Origin of the sequence: Streptomyces sp. ST2-7A (assembly GCF_021390475.1) — a bacterium.
In the GTDB taxonomy this organism is placed as follows: Bacteria; Actinomycetota; Actinomycetes; order Streptomycetales; family Streptomycetaceae; genus Streptomyces.
Window position 1 is genome coordinate 41,169 of the sequence record NZ_JAJUWS010000042.1, and the last position, 17,801, is coordinate 58,969.

The 17,801-nt window shown below is 70.3% G+C and carries 12 protein-coding genes and 1 pseudogene; 11 read left to right on the forward strand and 2 right to left on the reverse strand.

The features are described 5' to 3' along the window. Positions 1 to 71 precede the first annotated feature (71 nt). The 4 genes from pheS (at position 72) to LZF96_RS21435 (ending at position 6,288) form a co-directional block, all read left to right on the forward strand. Entirely contained in the window at positions 72 to 1,118 is a 1,047-nt protein-coding gene (pheS, locus tag LZF96_RS21420; RefSeq protein ID WP_233875508.1) for a phenylalanine--tRNA ligase subunit alpha, read from the forward strand. After that, positions 1,109 to 3,214, forward strand: coding sequence for a phenylalanine--tRNA ligase beta subunit-related protein (locus LZF96_RS21425; RefSeq protein WP_233875510.1), 2,106 nt, complete (start codon positions 1,109 to 1,111; stop codon positions 3,212 to 3,214). Before pheS ends, LZF96_RS21425 begins: the two co-directional genes overlap by 10 nt. A gap of 72 nt (positions 3,215 to 3,286) precedes the next feature. Continuing rightward, the gene (gene pepN, locus LZF96_RS21430; protein ID WP_233875512.1) at positions 3,287 to 5,935 is read left to right on the forward strand and encodes an aminopeptidase N; all 2,649 of its coding nucleotides are present in this window, start codon (positions 3,287 to 3,289) and stop codon (positions 5,933 to 5,935) included. 125 nt (positions 5,936 to 6,060) lie between these two features. After that, positions 6,061 to 6,288: a LuxR C-terminal-related transcriptional regulator gene (locus LZF96_RS21435; protein WP_233875514.1), complete on the forward strand. Its 228-nt coding sequence runs from the start codon at positions 6,061 to 6,063 to the stop codon at positions 6,286 to 6,288. 297 nt (positions 6,289 to 6,585) lie between these two features. On the opposite strand, the gene LZF96_RS21440 is transcribed toward LZF96_RS21435, so the two are convergent. After that, positions 6,586 to 7,005: a GNAT family N-acetyltransferase gene (locus LZF96_RS21440; RefSeq protein WP_233875516.1), complete on the reverse strand. Its 420-nt coding sequence runs from the start codon at positions 7,003 to 7,005 to the stop codon at positions 6,586 to 6,588. An 18-nt stretch (positions 7,006 to 7,023) separates the two neighbouring features. Between LZF96_RS21440 and LZF96_RS21445 the strand changes: the two genes are divergently transcribed. Further along, the gene (locus tag LZF96_RS21445) at positions 7,024 to 7,350 is read left to right on the forward strand and encodes a reverse transcriptase domain-containing protein (protein WP_233875518.1); all 327 of its coding nucleotides are present in this window, start codon (positions 7,024 to 7,026) and stop codon (positions 7,348 to 7,350) included. Between the two features lie 536 nt (positions 7,351 to 7,886). On the opposite strand, the gene LZF96_RS21450 is transcribed toward LZF96_RS21445, so the two are convergent. Further along, positions 7,887 to 9,416: a UDP-N-acetylglucosamine 1-carboxyvinyltransferase gene (locus LZF96_RS21450; protein WP_233875521.1), complete on the reverse strand. Its 1,530-nt coding sequence runs from the start codon at positions 9,414 to 9,416 to the stop codon at positions 7,887 to 7,889. A 287-nt stretch (positions 9,417 to 9,703) separates the two neighbouring features. Here LZF96_RS21450 and LZF96_RS21455 point away from each other — a divergent pair, with 287 nt between their 5' ends. The 6 genes and pseudogenes from LZF96_RS21455 to LZF96_RS27415 form a co-directional block, all read left to right on the forward strand. Further along, positions 9,704 to 10,243 (forward strand): DUF5956 family protein, encoded by a 540-nt coding sequence (locus LZF96_RS21455; protein ID WP_233875524.1) that lies wholly within the window; start codon positions 9,704 to 9,706, stop codon positions 10,241 to 10,243. A gap of 843 nt (positions 10,244 to 11,086) precedes the next feature. Continuing rightward, positions 11,087 to 13,807 carry an aconitate hydratase AcnA gene (acnA, locus tag LZF96_RS21465; RefSeq protein WP_308294254.1) on the forward strand — a complete coding sequence of 907 codons (2,721 nt, stop codon included), beginning with the start codon at positions 11,087 to 11,089 and terminating at the stop codon, positions 13,805 to 13,807. Between the two features lie 410 nt (positions 13,808 to 14,217). Further along, positions 14,218 to 15,408 (forward strand): ROK family transcriptional regulator, encoded by a 1,191-nt coding sequence (locus tag LZF96_RS21470; RefSeq protein WP_233875531.1) that lies wholly within the window; start codon positions 14,218 to 14,220, stop codon positions 15,406 to 15,408. Positions 15,409 to 15,772: 364 nt separating this feature from the next. After that, positions 15,773 to 16,885 carry a sugar ABC transporter substrate-binding protein gene (locus LZF96_RS21475; protein WP_233875533.1) on the forward strand — a complete coding sequence of 371 codons (1,113 nt, stop codon included), beginning with the start codon at positions 15,773 to 15,775 and terminating at the stop codon, positions 16,883 to 16,885. A 55-nt stretch (positions 16,886 to 16,940) separates the two neighbouring features. Continuing rightward, positions 16,941 to 17,462, forward strand: a complete 522-nt coding sequence (locus LZF96_RS21480) for a hypothetical protein (protein WP_308294255.1) — start codon at positions 16,941 to 16,943, stop codon at positions 17,460 to 17,462. Positions 17,463 to 17,675: 213 nt separating this feature from the next. Continuing rightward, a pseudogene (locus tag LZF96_RS27415) lies at positions 17,676 to 17,801 on the forward strand (hypothetical protein); the annotation flags it as partial.

Consider the following 17,801-nt stretch of genomic DNA (forward strand, 5'->3'; position numbering starts at 1 on the left):
TCTGCGCTATAGTGCCTGGCCGTACGCGAATGAGAGACCGATTCGGCCATCGCGAGGAGTGGGGCAGAGAAATGAAATTCTCCGAATTGGAGAATATGGCGGAAGGTGCGGTGGAAGCCATCGCCGAACTGACCGATGCCGAAGAGCTGGAAAAATATCGGGTGAAATGGTTGGGAGGAAAAGGCCTGGTGCGCCGCGCCCGGGCCTCCATCAAACAGTACGAGGGCGAGCGGCGCATCGAGTTCGCGCGCAACGTGAACCGCGTCGCGGAGGAGATCACGCATGTCCTGGCGGAAGCCACCGAACGCATCGCCGCCGAGGCGACCGCCCGGCGGATCGCCGAGGACTGGATCGACCCGTCGCTGCCCTCCACCGCCCCCCAACGCGGTGCCCTGCACCCGGTGCGCATGGTCGAGTTGCGGTGCCTGGAGATCCTGAGCCGCCTCGGCTTCGAGCAGGCCGAGGGCCCCGAGGTGGAGACCGACTACTTCAATTTCGACGCCCTGAACATCCCGCGGGATCACCCCGCCCGGGATATGCAGGACACCTTCTGGGTCGATGGGGAACGTCTGCTGCGCACCCACACCACCAGTGTGCAGGCCCGCGTTCTCGCCGGGGCCGCGGGAAAACCCGTCAAGGTGGTGGTGGCGGGGCGCGTGTACCGGAACGAGGCGGTGGACGCCACCCATCTGGCGATGTTCCACCAATTGGACGGGTTCTGGCTGGACCGGGGGCTGACTTTCGCCCACCTCAAAGGGGTCGCCGTTCACCTGGCCCGGGAGCTCTACGGCGAACGCCGTGTACGCCTGAAGCCGAAATCGTATCCCTACACCGAACCCTCCGTGGGAATCGACGTGGAATGCGGACTGTGCGGAGGTGACGGATGCCTCGCCTGCCATGATTCCGGCTGGGTCACCATCATGGGGGCGGGAATGGTGCACCGCAATGTGCTGATGGAGTTCGGGTACGACCCGGATGAGATTTCCGGTTTCGCCTTCGGCTGGGGGTTGTCACGCATGACCACCCAGATGTACGGCCTTTCCAGGCTCCGCCCCATCTACCGCGGCGATCTCCGTCTGCTGCGTGCCCTGAACAGGAGGCCCGCGCTGTGCGTGTGAATCTTTCCCTGCTGCGCCGCCACCGCCCGGAGCTCCCCACCTCCACGCGCTCCGTGTGCGAGGTGCTGGAGGACCTCGGACTCGAGGTGAAACGTCTTCAGGAGACCTCGCTGGGGGAGGTCGTCACCTTGGAACTCCTCGCCAACCGGGGCGACCACCACTGTTACACGGGCATCGCCCGGGAACTCGGCGGCCGGTTCGAGGTGCCCACCCCCCTGCCGGCGACGGCGCCACTGACCACCGACGAGGACACCAAGGTGGTCGTCGACACCCCCGCGTGCCTGGCGTTCGGCGTGGCCCGCTGCACCCTGGCCCGGGGAGCCGGCGCCCGCCTGCCGGAGGAGTGGGAGGACGCCCTCCGGCTGAACGACGAGTACACCGGGTTTCTCCCCGTGGACGTCGGGAATGTCGTCGGCCGCGAACTCGGCCAGCCGGTCCATGTCCACGATGCCGATCAACTGGTCGGCTCTCTGCGGGTGCGCCCGGCCATGGAGGGCGAGACGGCCCATCTGCTCGACAGCCCGACGCCGACCCCGATTCCGGCAGGCCTGACGGTCGTCGCCGACGAGGAGGGCATCGTGGCGGTCGCCGGGGTCATGGGTACCCGCCGTACGGCCGTCACCGCGTCCACGCGCCACCTCCTCATCGAGTCGGCGCTGTACGACCCGGCCTCCGTCCGGAAGGCCGCCCGCGCGCTGCACCGGCAGACCGCCGCCGCCACCCGCTTCGAGCGGGGTGGCGACCCCACCCTGGTGCGGGCAGGAGCCGCCCGGGCGGTGGCGCTGCTCGAGGAGTGGGGCGCGCTCGCCCCGGACTCCCCCCGCTCCTGGGGCGAGGCCTCGTGCCGAGCGGATTCCCGTCTCGCGCCCCGTCGGATCCCCTTGAACCTCGATGCCCTCGATACGTACTACGGGACCTCCTTCGACCCCGCAGCGGTCGAGCGCCGGCTGTCCTGCCTGGGCTTCTCCGTGCTGCGGGAGGACGGCGGGAACGGTGCCGGGGACCGGGTGTTGGGGGTCGGGGTTCCCGGCCACCGCCTGTGGGACGTCTTCAATCCCGAATGTCTGTACGAGGAGATCGGGCGGATGTGGGGCTTCGACAGCTTCCCCGCCCTGCTCCCGACGACTGGGGGAGGAGCCGCGTCGACGTCTCGGCAACGCACCCGTACCGCCCTGGAGCGGGTGCTCGTCGGCTACGGCTTCTTCGAGGTGGTCACGGACGGCTTCTACAGTCGCACGGCGCACGAGCGGTTGGCCGTTCCGGCCGATTCGCCGCTGACCCGCCACGTGGAACTGCGCAACGCCATCGACCGCAACTTCTCCCTGCTGAAGAACAATGCCCTGCTACAGGCTCTCGACATCGCCGACGAGAACCAGCGACGCAGTGTGACCTGCGGCAAGTACTTCGAGTTCACCCACCTCTTCGAGCCGCTCGGCACCGACGACCACCGCGAACGCCCCGTCCTGTGGGGAATGGTTTGGGGTGAGGAGAGGCACGGCGCGTGGCAGGACGGTGGCCGGGGCTTCGACTTCTGGTACCTCAAGGGTGTGCTGGAGGAGTCGGCCCACGAATGCGGCTCGGGGATCGCCTTCCGACGGTCCGTCGAGGAGGCGTCGCCCATGGCGGAGCTGATGCACCCCACCCGCTTCACCCACCTCCTCGTAGAGGATCGCGTGGTCGGCCTGTGCGGTGAGGTCCATCCGCGGGTGGTCGCCAACTGGAAGCTCCGCACGGACCGGGTCCTGTACTTCGAGCTGGACTGGACGGCCCTGATCACCTCTTCCGGCGCCACCGCCGCCGAACCGGTCGAGGACATGCCCGAGCACCCTCTCCTGCGACGCGATGTCGCCTTCCACCTGCCGGTGGGGCTCACCGCGGGCGAGATCCGCGGGGAGATGGCGGCCGTCTCCCCGTTGAAGTTGGCGTGGACCCATGTCACCGATCTCTATGAGAAGGGGGACATCCGGGCCCACACCTTCGAGTTGGCATTCGAGAACGACAACACGATCTCGGCAGATCAGGTCAACCACGCCATGACCGTCATCACCTCGCACATCCTCGCCACCTTCGGGGAGAGAGGTGTTTCCCAGCGGTAACGCCGTCCCCGGTCCGGGGGCCCGCTCCTGCGGGCCCCCGGACCGGGGACGGATCACGAGAAAGGATCCACGGTGAGCAACTCCAGCGCGTTTCCCGCCCCCGTGCGTCGGCTCGATTATCGACCGCCCACCCACTCGGTCGAGAGCGTCGACCTGACCTTCGAACTCGATCCGGCCCGCACCCGCGTCACCGCGCGCACGGTGATCTCCCCCCGCGGGCCGGAAGAGGGGCGGACCCCCCTCCGGCTGGACGGCCGTGACCTCGTTCCGGAGTCCATCCGGGTCAACGGGCGGGAGCCGGACCCGACGGAGTACACCCTCGACGCCGAGGCGCTGACCCTCACCATCCCGGAGGACCGAACCGTCCTCGAGATCGTGACGGTGCTGGAGCCCAAGGCCAACACGGCCCTCACCGGCCTCTACCTCTCCGGGGACACTCTCCTCACGCAGTGCGAGCCGGAGGGGTTCCGACGCATCACCTACTACCCGGACCGGCCCGATGTCCTCGCCGTCCACACCTGCACGTTGATAGCCGATGAGGAGACGTTCCCGGTCCTCCTGTCCAACGGCGAACGCCGGGAATCGAGACGTCTGGCGGATGGCCGTCACTCCGTCACCTGGGTGGACCCCCATCCCAAACCGAGCTACCTGTTCGCCTTGGTCGCCGGCCGCCGGGGTCACATCGAGACCACCCACCGCACCCCCTCGGGACGGGAGGTCGGGGTGCGGGTGTACGCGGAGGAAGAGGCGCTCCCCGGGTGTCGTCATGCCCTCGAGGCGGTGCGCAAGGCCATGGTCTGGGACGAGGAGAAGTTCGGTCTGGAGTACGACCTCGACACGTACACGCTGGTCAGCGTCGATGACTTCAACATGGGAGCCATGGAGAACAAGGGGCTGAACATCTTCAACAGCCTCTACGTCCAGGCCGACCCCCGGACCGCCACCGACGAGGACATCGCCGCGATCCACACCGTCGTCGCCCACGAGTACTTCCACAACTGGACGGGAAACCGGGTGACGTGCCGGGACATGTTCCAACTCTCCCTGAAGGAGGGACTGGCCGTGTACCGGGACGAGGTGTTCACGGGGGACCTGCTCGGCCGAGGCGTCCAGCGGGTGCGCGATGTTCGCGCCCTGCGCGAGCGCCAGTTCGCCGAGGACGCCGGGCCGCAGGCCCACCCGGTGCGCCCCGACGAGTACCGGGAGATCAGCAATTTCTACACCTGGACCGTCTACAAGAAGGGTGCCGAGGTCATCCGGATGCTGTGCACCCTCTTCGGGGAGGAGGGGTTCCGGGAAGGGCTGCGGCTCTACCTGAACAGACACGACGGGCAAGCGGCGACCTGTGATCAGTTCGTCACGGCCATGGCCGAGGCCAATGACGCCGACCTCACGCAATTCATGCGCTGGTACGGCCAGGCCGGCACACCGGTCCTCGACGTGGAACCGGAGTACGACGCCGGGACCCGCACGTACACGCTGGTCGTGCGCCAGTCCTGCCCTCCCACTCCGAAACAGCCCCACAAGGAGCTGCTGCACGTCCCCCTGAGGCTCGCCCTCCTGGGCCCGGAGGGCCGGCACGTACCGCTTCGCCCGGAGGGAGAGGACACCACGCCAGAAATCGAGCGGGTGTTCGAGCTGCGGCAACCGGTCACCACCCTGAGGTTCACCGACATCCCGGCCCGGCCCGTGCCGTCCCTGCTGCGCGGTTTCTCCGCCCCCGTGCGGCTCCGGATCCCCCTGACCGGTGCGGAACGGCTCCTGCTCGCCACTCACGACGACGACCCCTTCGTGCGCTGGGAATCCCTCCAGGCCTACGTCACCGAGTTGCTCCTGAAGCGGTACCACGCCGAGGAAACGGAACCGGCGCCGTTGCCGGCCGAGTTCATCGATGTCCTCCGAGGGCTTCTGCGTTCCGATGACCCGGAGCCGGGCCTCACCGCGCTGATGCTGGAACTCCCCGGTTACGAAACGCTGTTCGGGGTCCTCGACCAAACGGATCCGGTCAAGTTGGCCGAAGTCCTGCACGCCACCCGGGCGGAACTGGCCGGGGCGTTGCGAGAGCCGCTGCTGGAGCGTTATCACGACCTCGACGACGGCCTCCCCTACACGTTCGACGCGCGGCAAGTCGGGTGGCGAGCGTTGAAGAACACGTGTCTGGCCCACCTGGCCGAACTGGACACGCCCGAGGTGGCCGAACTGACGCGCCGGCAGTACGCCCGGGCGGACAACATGACCGATCGGTGGGCGGCCCTCGCCGCGCTGGCCGACCGCGAGGACGGGGAAGCCGTACTGGAGGAGTTCGGTCGACGGTGGCACGACCATCCGCTGGTGTTGGACAAGTGGTTCGCCCTCCACGCCCGGAGTCGTCGCCCCGACACCCTGGATCGGGTGAGGCAATTGACCGGGCATCCGATGTTCTCCTTCGGCAACCCGAACCGCGTCGGAGCGCTGATCGTCACCTTCTGCTTCGAGAACCCTTTGCGCTTCCATGCCGCGGACGGCTCCGGCTACGCCTTCGCGGCCCGGCAGATCGCGGCGGTCGACCGCCTCAACCCCCAGGCGGCGGCCCGTCTCGCAGGGTGCTTCAACGCCTGGCGGTCCCTGGAGCCGACTCGACGCCGGAAGGTCCTGCACACGCTGCGGGACCTCGATTCATCGGATGATCTGTCGTCGGAGACGCGGGAGATCGTGGGCAACGCCGTGTCACGAAGGCCGTAGAGCCTGTGTCCGAAACGTGCTCTTGATGTGCCGCAAATGAGCTCATAGGATGAGAGTGGAAATACGGGGAATGGTATAACTATCAACCATATAAGGCGGCGAAGCCGTCCCATCTTGGGGGATCGATGGATGTCTTGCATGCGCGCCCCATCTCGGAAGAGGACCTTGAACTCCTGGCCCTGTTGGTGACCTATCCGAGTGATGAGCCCATAGCGCGCCACCTGCAGGTCAGCGTTCGGACCGTGCGGCGGAGGATCGCCCGCATCATGGAATTACTGGGTGTTCAGAACCGCTTCGCCGCCGGAGTCGCCGCGGCTCAACTGGGCTGGGTCTCCCACCGCCCCTACCGGTGACGGAGTCGCCCGCACCGGCCCGCCGCCCACATCGGGGCAGGGGCCGGGCGGGTCGCCGAGGTGGGCGCGTGACGGAGGCCATCCTCGATGCCCACACGGTCTTCACGCTTTCCCGCCGGGGAGAGGTCGGGTCGTTGGGGGCGGGACCACCCCCAACACGACCGACGTCCCCCCGGCGGTCGTTCCGTCCGCCGGGGGGCATGCGAGAGTGCGGTGAAAGGGCCGAGGTGCCCAGCGGGCTCGCTCCGGAGGGGATCGGGCCCGCTCTCCCGCCCTCGGCCCGGTTGTGACCGGGGACTACGGGAGATCCTCCGGCCGGAGGTTCCCCGCCGACCACTCGGCGCATTCCCGTGCGTCCGGGGTCAGGGGCTTCACGTACAGGAGCTGGGGCAGCGCTGGGGTGCCCCGCAACCGTTTCGTCTCGTCCGCGCTGATCCCGTATTCCAGGACGTTGATCCCGGGCGGCGGGCAACCGTAGGCGATGGGCAGGTGGTAACCGACCAACGAATACGGCGGCAGGCCGCCGCCGACCTCGTAGTCGAAGCCCGCGTGGAAGCCGTGGAGGCGGTTCTCGTGATGCGGCCACAGGGGCATGGCGACCATCTCGCCGTTCAGCGACGCGGTGAACACCGAGGTCGTCAGATGGGTGAAGATCGCCGCGAACCATTCGGTGAACTGCCGCGACGAGGCCGACCGGCCGTATCCGAGGAGCACCACCGGGGCAGGCGGTGGGTGATGGAGGCGGATATCGCCGAGTGTTTCTCGGCGCTCCCGCACGGGAAGTTGATGCACGCGGTCGAAGAACGCGTCTGTGACCAGCCCGTCCTCAAACTCCTGCGCCAGATTCTCCGCGTCGGGGTGATAGAGGACGGGCAGGTGCGGGAGTCGGTGACCGGCACCCCGCAAGGTGGTGTGATCTCACCGCTGATGTGCAACGTCTATCTGCACCGGCTCGATCGGGCATGGGACGAGCACGACGGGGGCCTGGCCCGCTATGCCGACGACCTGGTCGTGATGTGTTTCTTCTGCGCCGGGCGGCCGCGGAAGTGCGGGGAATCGTGACGGGCGCCGTACGTTTCGGCCGAAGGCAGGAGCGCACCGCCGGTGACGAGGACTGGGCCGATGACAACCAGACCATGATCGCACTCGAACTCGCCGCTCCCGTCCCATGGCCCCACACGGTGGAGTTGTTGCCTTCCGGTTCCACCGTTCGGTTGGCGTCCGCGGAGTTCTTCCGCCCATCGCCGGCGGACCACCGAGAGCACTCGCTCGGGCCGGGTCACCCAGCCCGCGGGCGACCCGGCCCCCGGGACGCGGGGTCCTCCGGACGGCCCGCAACCCGGCGACGTGGTCGGCGGGTTGCGGACCCGGACACGACGTTCCGTGCGGTGTTCACACGGGATGGAAGCCGCACCGGGGAATCGAATCCCTGACCCGGGCATGACGAGACCGATCGGACCGTGCGGGGTGACGTCGGGTGCGACGTAGCCGACGCACGACTGCGGGCCCGAAGTCCCGGAGAAGTCCCGGGGAGGCCGCCGCACCCCTCCCTGACCCGCGTCAACGCAGGTCAGGCGGGGTGCGGCGGCCTACTCGGATCAGATGTCGCGGAAGATCTCGATCTGCGCGCCGACGGAGTTCAGGCGCTCGGCGAGGTCCTCGTAACCGCGGTTGATGACGTAGACGTTGCGCAGCACCGAGGTGCCCTCGGCGGCCATCATGGCCAGCAGGACGACCACGGCCGGGCGCAGCGCCGGCGGGCACATCATCTCGGACGCCCGCCACCTGGTGGGGCCCTCCACCAACACCCGGTGCGGGTCCAGGAGTTGGAGTCGGCCGCCGAGGCGGTTGAGGTCGGTCAGGTAGATCGCCCGGTTGTCGTAGACCCAGTCGTGGATGAGCGTCGAGCCGTGCGCGCTGGCCGCGATGGCGGCGAAGAACGGCACGTTGTCGATGTTCAGCCCCGGGAACGGCATGGGGTGGATCTTGTCGATCGGCGCCTCGAGCTTGGACGGCCGCACGGTGACGTCGGCCAGCCGGGTGCGGCCGTTGTCGGCGGTGTACTCGGGCGAGACGGAGTGGTCCAGCCCCATGCCCTCCAGCACCGCCAGCTCGATCTCCAGGAACTCCACCGGCGCGCGGCGCACGGTCAGTTCGGAGGAGGTGATCACGGCGGCGGCGATCAGGCTCATCGCCTCGACCGGGTCCTCGGAGGGGAAGTAGTCCACGTCCCGGTCGATCTCCGCCACACCGTGCACGGTGAGGGTGGTGGTGCCCACGCCCTCCACCCGCACGCCCAACTGCTCCAGGAAGAAGCACAGGTCCTGGACCATGTAGTTGGAGGAGGCGTTGCGGATGACGGTGACGCCCTCGTGGCGGGCGGCGGCGAGCAGCGCGTTCTCGGTGACGGTGTCCCCGCGCTCGGTCAGCACGATCGGCCGGTCGGGACGCACGGAGGCGTCGACCACCGCGTGGTAGGTGCCCTCGGTGGCGGTGATGTCCAGGCCGAAGCGGCGCAGCGCGGCCAGGTGCGGCTCGACGGTGCGGGTGCCGAGGTCGCAACCACCGGCGTAGGGGAGCTTGAAGCGGTCCATGCGGTGCAGCAGCGGGCCCAGGAACATGATGATGCTGCGGGTGCGCCGGGCGGCGTCGGCGTCCATCGCGTCGAGGTCCAGCTCGGCGGGCGGCACGATCTCCAGGTCGGCGCCGTCGTTGATCCAGCGGGCGCGGACGCCGATGGAGGAGAGCACCTCCAGGATGCGGTAGACCTCCTCGATGCGGGCGACCCGGCGCAGCACGGTGCGGCCGGAGTTGAGGAGGGTCGCGCACAGCAGGGCGACGCAGGCGTTCTTGCTCGTCTTGACGTCGATGGCGCCGGAGAGGCGGCGTCCGCCGACCACCCGCAGGTGCATCGGCCCGGAGTAGCCGAGGGACACGATCTCGCTGTCCAGGGCCTCGCCGATTCTGGCGATCATCTCAAGACTGATGTTCTGGTTCCCGCGTTCGATACGGTTGACAGCGCTCTGGCTGGTGTTCAGCGCCTCCGCCAACTGCAGCTGGGTCCAGCCACGGTGCTGGCGGGCGTCCCGGATGAGCTTGCCGATGCGAGCAAGGTAGTCCTCGGTCATGGCAACGACTGTATCTCGGATATGAGATGTTGCTAGCCACGTACGCCCGTTCGGGTGAGGACTCGATCGGGGATTCCGTCCATCCTCGGCCCATTTCCGCCGGTCGTCGAGGGGGTGAAGGCCCTCGCCGTCGGGACACGCCCGCGCCCCTCGCCCGGGCGTGTCCCGGGCCGGTGCAGGTCGCCGGACCCCGGGGGTTCCGGTCCGGTGGAAGGATGTCGCGGGCGCGGCGGGGAGAACCGGCACACGCACGGCACCGGGAACCGGCGCCGGGGGAGGGGAGCGGCATGGTGACGACGGACTGGGGCCGGGACACGGCCCCGCACCCGGTACCGGCGGGGCGCGCGCACCGCACCGAGTTGGAGCGGGACCGACTGCCGGAGGTCCGCCAGTTGGTGGAGTTCGGCTGGACGCTCGTGCCCGACTCGACGCTGTGGTGCTTCCTGCCCCGCCTGTGGCCCGCCCCGGCCCGCACGTGGGTACCCGACCGGTCGACCGTGTGGGTCACCGAAACCCGCACGGATGCCACCGGCCGGATCACCGACGCGCGGTGCGTGCCGATGGGGGAGGAGGAGCGCCGTCGGGAGGAAGCCGAGGTCAACGCGCTGTTGGCCGAGGCGGGGGTACCCCCGCGTCCGCCCGGCAGGATCTGGTTGCTGCGGCCGGTGGGGGACCACCCCGGGGTGGAGGCCATGGTGGAGCACGTCCTCGCCCTCGCCCGGCCCCAGGGCCTCGATCACCTCTGTCCCGGCCTGGTGGACCTGTGGGCCGCTGAACTCCGGCGGGCATCCTCCGCCCCGGGCCGGCGGGGCGGTGACGGTCGGTAGGTGACGGTGATGCGGTGGGCGGGGCCGTCCACCCGGATCGGGCCGCCGACGGGGACGACGAGTTGCGGATCGGTGTGGCCGAGGTCCACGTCGAACACCGCCATCGCGTCGGGCGCGTACTCCCCCAGGGCCCGCAGCACGGCCTCCCGCTGCTCCCGTCGGTACCGGTCCCGCTCCGGGGCGGCGAGCGGCCGATCGAACACGCCGGTTCCTCGCCCGGCTCACCGGGGCCGCCGGGAGGCGACCCGGCAGCTCGCGCTCGCCCGTGTTCCGCAGGATCCGGTACACCTCCGTGGCGCTCGGCAACTCCTCGGGGGTCTCGATGAACAGCACCTCGCCGCCGTGGCGCTCCGGCGGACCGATGGCGGGGTCCGCCGTCAGCAACCAGGAGGGGACTCCGGGTTCCCGCCCCACCCCGGGCCTCGGCCACCCGGTCGCCGTCCTCCGAAAGCCCGCCCTCTCCCGGTCCCGGGCCTCTCGACGACCCGGAACGGGTGGGACAGGGGGGCCGGACGGCCCCACGGCGGGAGGCGGGGAGTTCACGGGCTCTCCGACCGGCGACCGGGACCACCCCACCCCCACCGGGCCGTCCCCACCGTCCCGTCCCCACCGGGCGTGGCCCCGGACCCCGGGCGTATGACCCGCCGGCGGGGATGTACTAGAGTTATCTCGACATCGAGATATTTTGTCGAGGGGCGCGTCACCATCCCGCCCCGCCTCCCCGCGGAGCCGTCCCGGGCGCGCCACGCGCAAGCGACCAAGGCGGCCCTTACCGGTCACGGGCGTGCGGCGCGCGGCAGGATGGCGTCAGGACGCGCGAGTCATGCACCGAAGGAGTCTGTCGTGTCGGCGAACAGCTTCGACGCCCGTAGCACGCTGCGGGTGGGCGACGAGTCGTATGAGATCTACCGGCTGGACAAGGTGGAGGGTTCCGCCCGCCTGCCCTACAGCCTGAAGGTTCTGTTGGAGAACCTGCTGCGCACCGAGGACGGCGCGAACATCACCGCCGACCACATCCGCACGCTCGGCGGCTGGGACGCCTCCGCCAAGCCGAGCCACGAGATCCAGTTCACCCCCGCCCGGGTGATCATGCAGGACTTCACCGGCGTACCCTGCGTGGTCGACCTGGCCACCATGCGCGAGGCGGTCAAGGAGCTGGGCGGCGACCCCGCCCGGATCAACCCGCTGGCCCCCGCCGAGCTGGTCATCGACCACTCGGTGATCGCCGACAAGTTCGGCACCGCCAACGCCTTCCGCCAGAACGTCGATCTGGAGTACGGCCGCAACCGCGAGCGCTACCAGTTCCTGCGCTGGGGCCAGACCGCCTTCGACGAGTTCAAGGTGGTACCGCCGGGCACCGGCATCGTCCACCAGGTCAACATCGAGCACCTGGCCCGGGTCGTCATGGTCCGCGGGGGCAAGGCCTACCCGGACACCCTGGTCGGCACCGACTCCCACACCACCATGGTCAACGGCCTGGGCGTGCTGGGCTGGGGCGTGGGCGGCATCGAGGCCGAGGCGGCCATGCTGGGCCAGCCGGTCTCCATGCTCATCCCGCGGGTGGTCGGCTTCAAGCTGACCGGCGAGCTGCCCACCGGCACCACCGCCACCGACCTGGTGCTCACCATCACCGAGATGCTGCGCAAGCACGGAGTGGTCGGCAAGTTCGTCGAGTTCTACGGCGAGGGCGTCTCGGCGGTGCCGCTGGCCAACCGCGCCACCATCGGCAACATGTCGCCGGAGTTCGGCTCCACCGCGGCGATGTTCCCGATCGACGACGAGACCATCAACTACATGCGGCTGACCGGCCGCGACGAGCAGCAGCTCGCCCTGGTCGAGACGTACGCCAGGGAGCAGGGGCTGTGGCTGGACCCGGCCGCCGAGCCGGACTTCTCCGAACACCTCGAGCTGGACCTGTCCACCGTGGTGCCCTCCATCGCCGGCCCGAAGCGCCCGCAGGACCGCATCGCGCTCTCCGAGGCCGCCCAGCAGTTCGGCCAGGACGTGCGCGTGCACGTGGACGACACCGACCTGGACGAGGCGGGCAAGGAGTCCTTCCCGGCCTCCGACGCCCCGGCCGTCTCCAGCGACGTGCCGAGCAAGCCGGTCCCCGTCACCTCGCCCGAGGGCGTGACCTACGAGCTCGACCACGGCGCCGTGACCGTCGCCGCGATCACCTCCTGCACCAACACCTCCAACCCGTACGTCATGGTGGCCGCCGCCCTGGTCGCCAAGAAGGCGGTGGAGCGCGGCCTGACCCGCAAGCCCTGGGTCAAGACCACCCTGGCGCCCGGCTCCAAGGTCGTCATGGACTACTACGACCGGGCGGGGCTGACCCCCTACCTGGACAAGATGGGCTTCAACCTGGTCGGCTACGGCTGCACCACCTGCATCGGCAACTCCGGCCCGCTGCCGGACGAGGTCTCCGAGGCGGTCAACGCCCACGACCTGGCCGTGGTCTCGGTGCTCTCCGGCAACCGGAACTTCGAGGGCCGGATCAACCCGGACGTGAAGATGAACTACCTGGCCTCCCCGCCGCTGGTGGTCGCCTACGCCATCGCCGGGTCCATGAAGGTGGACATCACCCGCGACGCGCTGGGCATCGACACCGAGGGCAAGCCGGTGCACCTGGCCGACATCTGGCCCTCCGAGCAGGAGGTCGAGGAGGTCGTCGCCTCCGCGATCGGCCAGGAGATGTTCACCGACAGCTACGCCGACGTCTTCGCCGGTGACGACCAGTGGCGCTCCCTGTCGGTGCCCACCGGTGACACCTTCGAGTGGGACCCGGAGTCCACCTATGTCCGCAAGCCCCCGTACTTCGAGGGCATGGGCATGGACCCGGAGCCGGTCGGCGACATCTCCGGCGCCCGGGTGCTGGCCAAGCTGGGCGACTCGGTGACCACCGACCACATCTCCCCGGCCGGCGCCATCAAGGCCGACACCCCTGCGGGGCAGTACCTCACCGGGCACGGCGTGGAGCGTCGCGACTTCAACAGCTACGGCTCGCGCCGCGGCAACCACGAGGTCATGATCCGCGGCACCTTCGCCAACATCCGCCTGCGCAACCAGATCGCGCCGGGCACCGAGGGCGGCTACACCCGCGACTTCACGCAGGAGGGCGGGCCGGTCTCCTTCATCTACGACGCCTCCAGCAACTACCAGGCGGCCGGTATCCCGCTGGTGGTCCTGGCGGGCAAGGAGTACGGCTCGGGTTCCTCCCGCGACTGGGCGGCCAAGGGCACCGCGCTGCTGGGCGTCAGGGCGGTCATCGCCGAGTCCTACGAGCGCATCCACCGCTCGAACCTGATCGGCATGGGCGTGCTGCCGCTGCAGTTCCCGGAGGGCGCCTCGGCGCTGGACCTGGGCCTGACCGGCGAGGAGACCTTCTCGATCACCGGCATCACCGCGCTCAACGAGGGCGGCGTGCCGGAGACGGTGAAGGTCACCACCGACACCGGTGTGGAGTTCGACGCGGTGGTCCGCATCGACACCCCCGGCGAGGCGGACTACTACCGCAACGGCGGGATCATGCAGTACGTGCTGCGTTCGCTGATCCGCAGGTGATCGGGCGCGGGGCGGGTCGGTGATCCGCCCCGCCCCGCGCGCACGCCCCGCACGGTTCCGTGCCCCCGCGCCCCCGCGTCCCTCCCGGACGCGGGGGCGCGGACGTACCGGGGCCGTCCGTCCGGAGGTCGGGATCAGAGGGACGGAGGAGGTGGCGACCGGATGCGGAGCGGTGCCGAGCGGGCATCGAACGGGCCTCACCGGGTGGGAAGCGGTCACATTCGAGCACGGCCCCGCACGTCCCGGCGCCGACCGGCGACCGACCGGGCCGAAATCGGTTCGGTCGGAGTTTTCCCCGAGCCGATCGTCAGTTCATATAGTGGTCGCGGCGCCGTCTCTCCCCATGGGCGGCCGGCGGACCCCGGGACGAGTCCGCCCGGGGGATACACCCAACACGCTGGGAGAGGGTCGTGGAGACTCCGGGCTCGCAGTCGTCACTGCATCGCGCCAATCTGGAACGGGTGGTGCGAGCCGTCCGGTCGGCGGGCTCGCTGACGCAGGCGGAGATCGCCCGCACCACCGGTCTGTCCGCCGCGACGGTTTCCAACATCGTCCGCGAGTTGGGGGACCTGGGCACGGTGGACGTGCGCACCACCTCCGCCGGCGGCCGGCGGGCCCGCAGCGTCTCGCTGTCCACGGACGCGGGCATCGTGGTCGGCGTGGACTTCGGCCACTCCCACCTGCGGGTCGCGGTGGGCAACCTCGCCCACCAGGTGCTGGCCGAGGAGGCGGAGCCCTTCGACGTCGACTCCTCCGCCGACCAGGGTTTCTCCCGGGCGGAGGAACTGGTGGCCCGACTGCTGGCGATGGCCGGTGTGGACCGGGACAAGACCATCGGGGTGGGCCTGGGTGTCCCCGGCCCGATCGACGTGGAGACCGGCACCCTGGGCTCCACCGCGATCCTGCCGGGCTGGCGCGGCATCAACCCGCGCGAGGAACTGGCGGGGCGGCTGGGTGTGCCGGTGCACGTGGACAACGACGCCAACCTCGGCGCCCTGGGCGAGCTGGTGTGGGGCAGCGGGCGCGGGGTGCGCGACCTGGCCTACATCAAGGTGGCCAGTGGTGTCGGCGCGGGCCTGGTGATCAACGGCCAGATCTACCGGGGCCCCGGCGGCACGGCCGGCGAGATCGGACACATCACCCTGGACGAGTCCGGCTCGGTGTGCCGCTGCGGCAACCGCGGCTGTCTGGAGACCTTCACCGCCGCCCGGCACGTGCTGCCGCTGCTGCACGCCAACCACGGGACGGACCTGACCATGCCCCGGGTGGTGCAGTTGGCGCGCGAGGGCGATCCCGGTTGCCGCCGGGTGATCGCGGACGTCGGTCGCAACGTGGGCCACGGCGTGGCGCAGCTGTGCAACCTGCTCAACCCCACCCGGGTGGTGCTCGGCGGAGACCTGGCCGAGGCGGGGGAGTTGGCGTTGGGGCCGATCCGCGACTCGGTGAGCCGGTACGCGATCCCCTCGGCGGCACGTCGACTGACCCTCGTGCCGGGCGCCCTGGGCGGTCGGGCCGAGGTGCTGGGAGCCCTGGCGCTGGTGCTGCGCGAGATGGGTGACGGGGTCCTGCTGGGCGCGGTGAACGGCTACCGGCAGTCCTGAGGGAACCCGGGACGGGGGAGGGACCCGCCGACGGGTCGGGGGCGCCGGGGGTGCCGGGGGCGGCGAACCGTGGCGTCGGGTCGGCGTCGGGTCGGCGACGGTCCCCGGAGCGGGGCCGTCGGACGGGGCCCGGGCGGCTCCGGGCTCCCTTCGGGAGAACGATGACCTTGCCGTGATCGTGGGGATATTCGTCCGGAAACGAAGATCCCGCGTTCATGGAACGAAGAAAGTGGTGCGAGGCGAACGTCGGGTTCGCTCTTCGTGGTTGAAGGATGGTTCGGATGTTGACCACATTGGGCGAGGACGGTTGGCTCTCCCCACTCGGGTCGCGGAGCGGCGGCCCCGGCGGAAGGCGAAGCACATCATGCGGAGGTATCTGCGCCGTGCCGTCATCGGCGCGGCGACCCTGGCCCTGGCGGCCGGGTCGGCGGCCTGTGGCGAAGCCGGTGACGGCAGCGACGAGGGCGACGGTGCCGGTGACGGGGGCGCCGAGGGCTTCCGTACCATCGGCCTCCTCCTTCCGGACAACACCACCACCCGGTACGAGGCGTTCGACCGCCCCGTCATCGAGGCCACGATCGCCGAGCTGTGCGACGACTGCGAGGTCACCCACGGCAACGCGGACGCGGACACCGCCCGGCAGAAGCAGCAGTTCGACGCCATGCTCACGCAGGGCGTCGACGTGATCATCCTCGACCCGGTGGACGCCGCCGCGACCGGTCCGTGGGTCGAGGATGCCGCCGCGGAGGGCGTGCCGGTCGTCGCCTACGACCGTCTCGCCGAGGGCGACATCGACGCCTACGTCTCCTACGACAACGAGGCCGTCGGCCGCCTCCAGGGGCAGGCCCTGCTCGACGCGCTCGGGAACGACGCCGAGGGCGCCCGGGTCATGATGATCAACGGCTCGCCGACCGACCCCGACGCGGCCCTCTTCAAGGCCGGCGCCCGCGAGGTCCTGGACCCGGTCGTGGAGATCGTCTACGAGCGGGACATCGACGGCTGGGATCCGGCCATCGCCGACGACGCCGTCACCTCCGCCGTCCGGTCGCTGGGCACCGACGGGTTCGACGCCGTCCACTCCGCCAACGACGGCCTGACCGCGGGGATCGTCAACGCCCTGCGCGGTGCCGGCGTCGAGGACGTGCCGGTCGGCGGGCAGGACGCCGAACTGGCCGCCCTGCAGCGGATCATCTCCGGCGAGCAGACCTTCACCATCTACAAGGCCCTGATCCCCGCCGCCGAGATCGCCGCCGAGATCGCCGTGCGCCTGCTCGACGGCGAGGACTTCTCCGACCTCACCCCCGACAGTGTGGACAGTCCCACCACCGACGGCGTCCCCAGCGCCCTGCTGACCCCGGTCGCGGTCACGGTGGACAACATCGAGGAGACGGTCATCGCCGACGGTTTCCACACCACCGACGAGATCTGCACCGCCGAGTTCGCCGACGAGTGCGCCGAGGCGGGCATCGGCGGGTGAGCCGAGGGCGGCCCCGGCCCCCGGCCGCCGACCGGCCGTCGATCCCCGCCCGCTGGTGCGCGAACGCGGCCCGGCCGGCTGTGCCGAGGAGTTCCGCCGCGAGGTCCGCGACGGCGAACCGGGCGCCACCCCCGTGGTCGTCGGCCCGATCGTCATCGCCGCCGCCTACGGGCCGGCCGCCGTCATCACCAGCGGCTACGTGCCCGCCCCGCCGCTGCGGGAGCGCCGCCGTCGGCCTGCCCACCCGGCCGTGCAGCGAGATCGCGGCGCGCCGGTGGCCGCCGCGGCGTTCGGCGTCGCCCGGGCCCTCACACCGGCATCGCGCCTGCCGACGGCACCGGTGATCTTCCCGGTCATCCCGGTGCTCGCGGAATTCGTGGTCCGCCGCACCCGCTACGACCGGCGGATCTTCGCGGCCGGCGGCAACACCGAGGTGGCGCGACGCGCCGGGAGCAACGTCGCCGGGGTGCGACTGACGGTCTTCACGATCGCGAGTTCCCTCGCCGCCCCGGCGGGCTCTTCCGGGCCGCCCGGGCCGGCGGCGCCTCCAAGAGCCCGGGCCCGGGCCACCCGCTGATGAACGTCATCGCGGCGGCCGTCATCGGTGGCACCGGCCCCTTCGGCGGACGGGGCCGGATCCGGTCCGCGCTGCCGGGCACCCCGGTGATCCGGCCGATCACCACCGGTCTGAACCTCATGGGCACGGCCGGTGGGATCCAGTACCCGATCCACCGGTGTGGTCCCGCTCATCGCGGTGGTCCCGGACTCCGTCTCCCGTCGCACCCACCGCGCCGCCGGCCTGGCCGCCTCCGGCCTGCACCCGGTCTTCGCCGTCTACGCGACCTTCCTCAACCGCGCCTTCGACCAACTGTTGATGGACGTCGCCCTGCACCGCCTGGGCGTCACCTTCGTACTG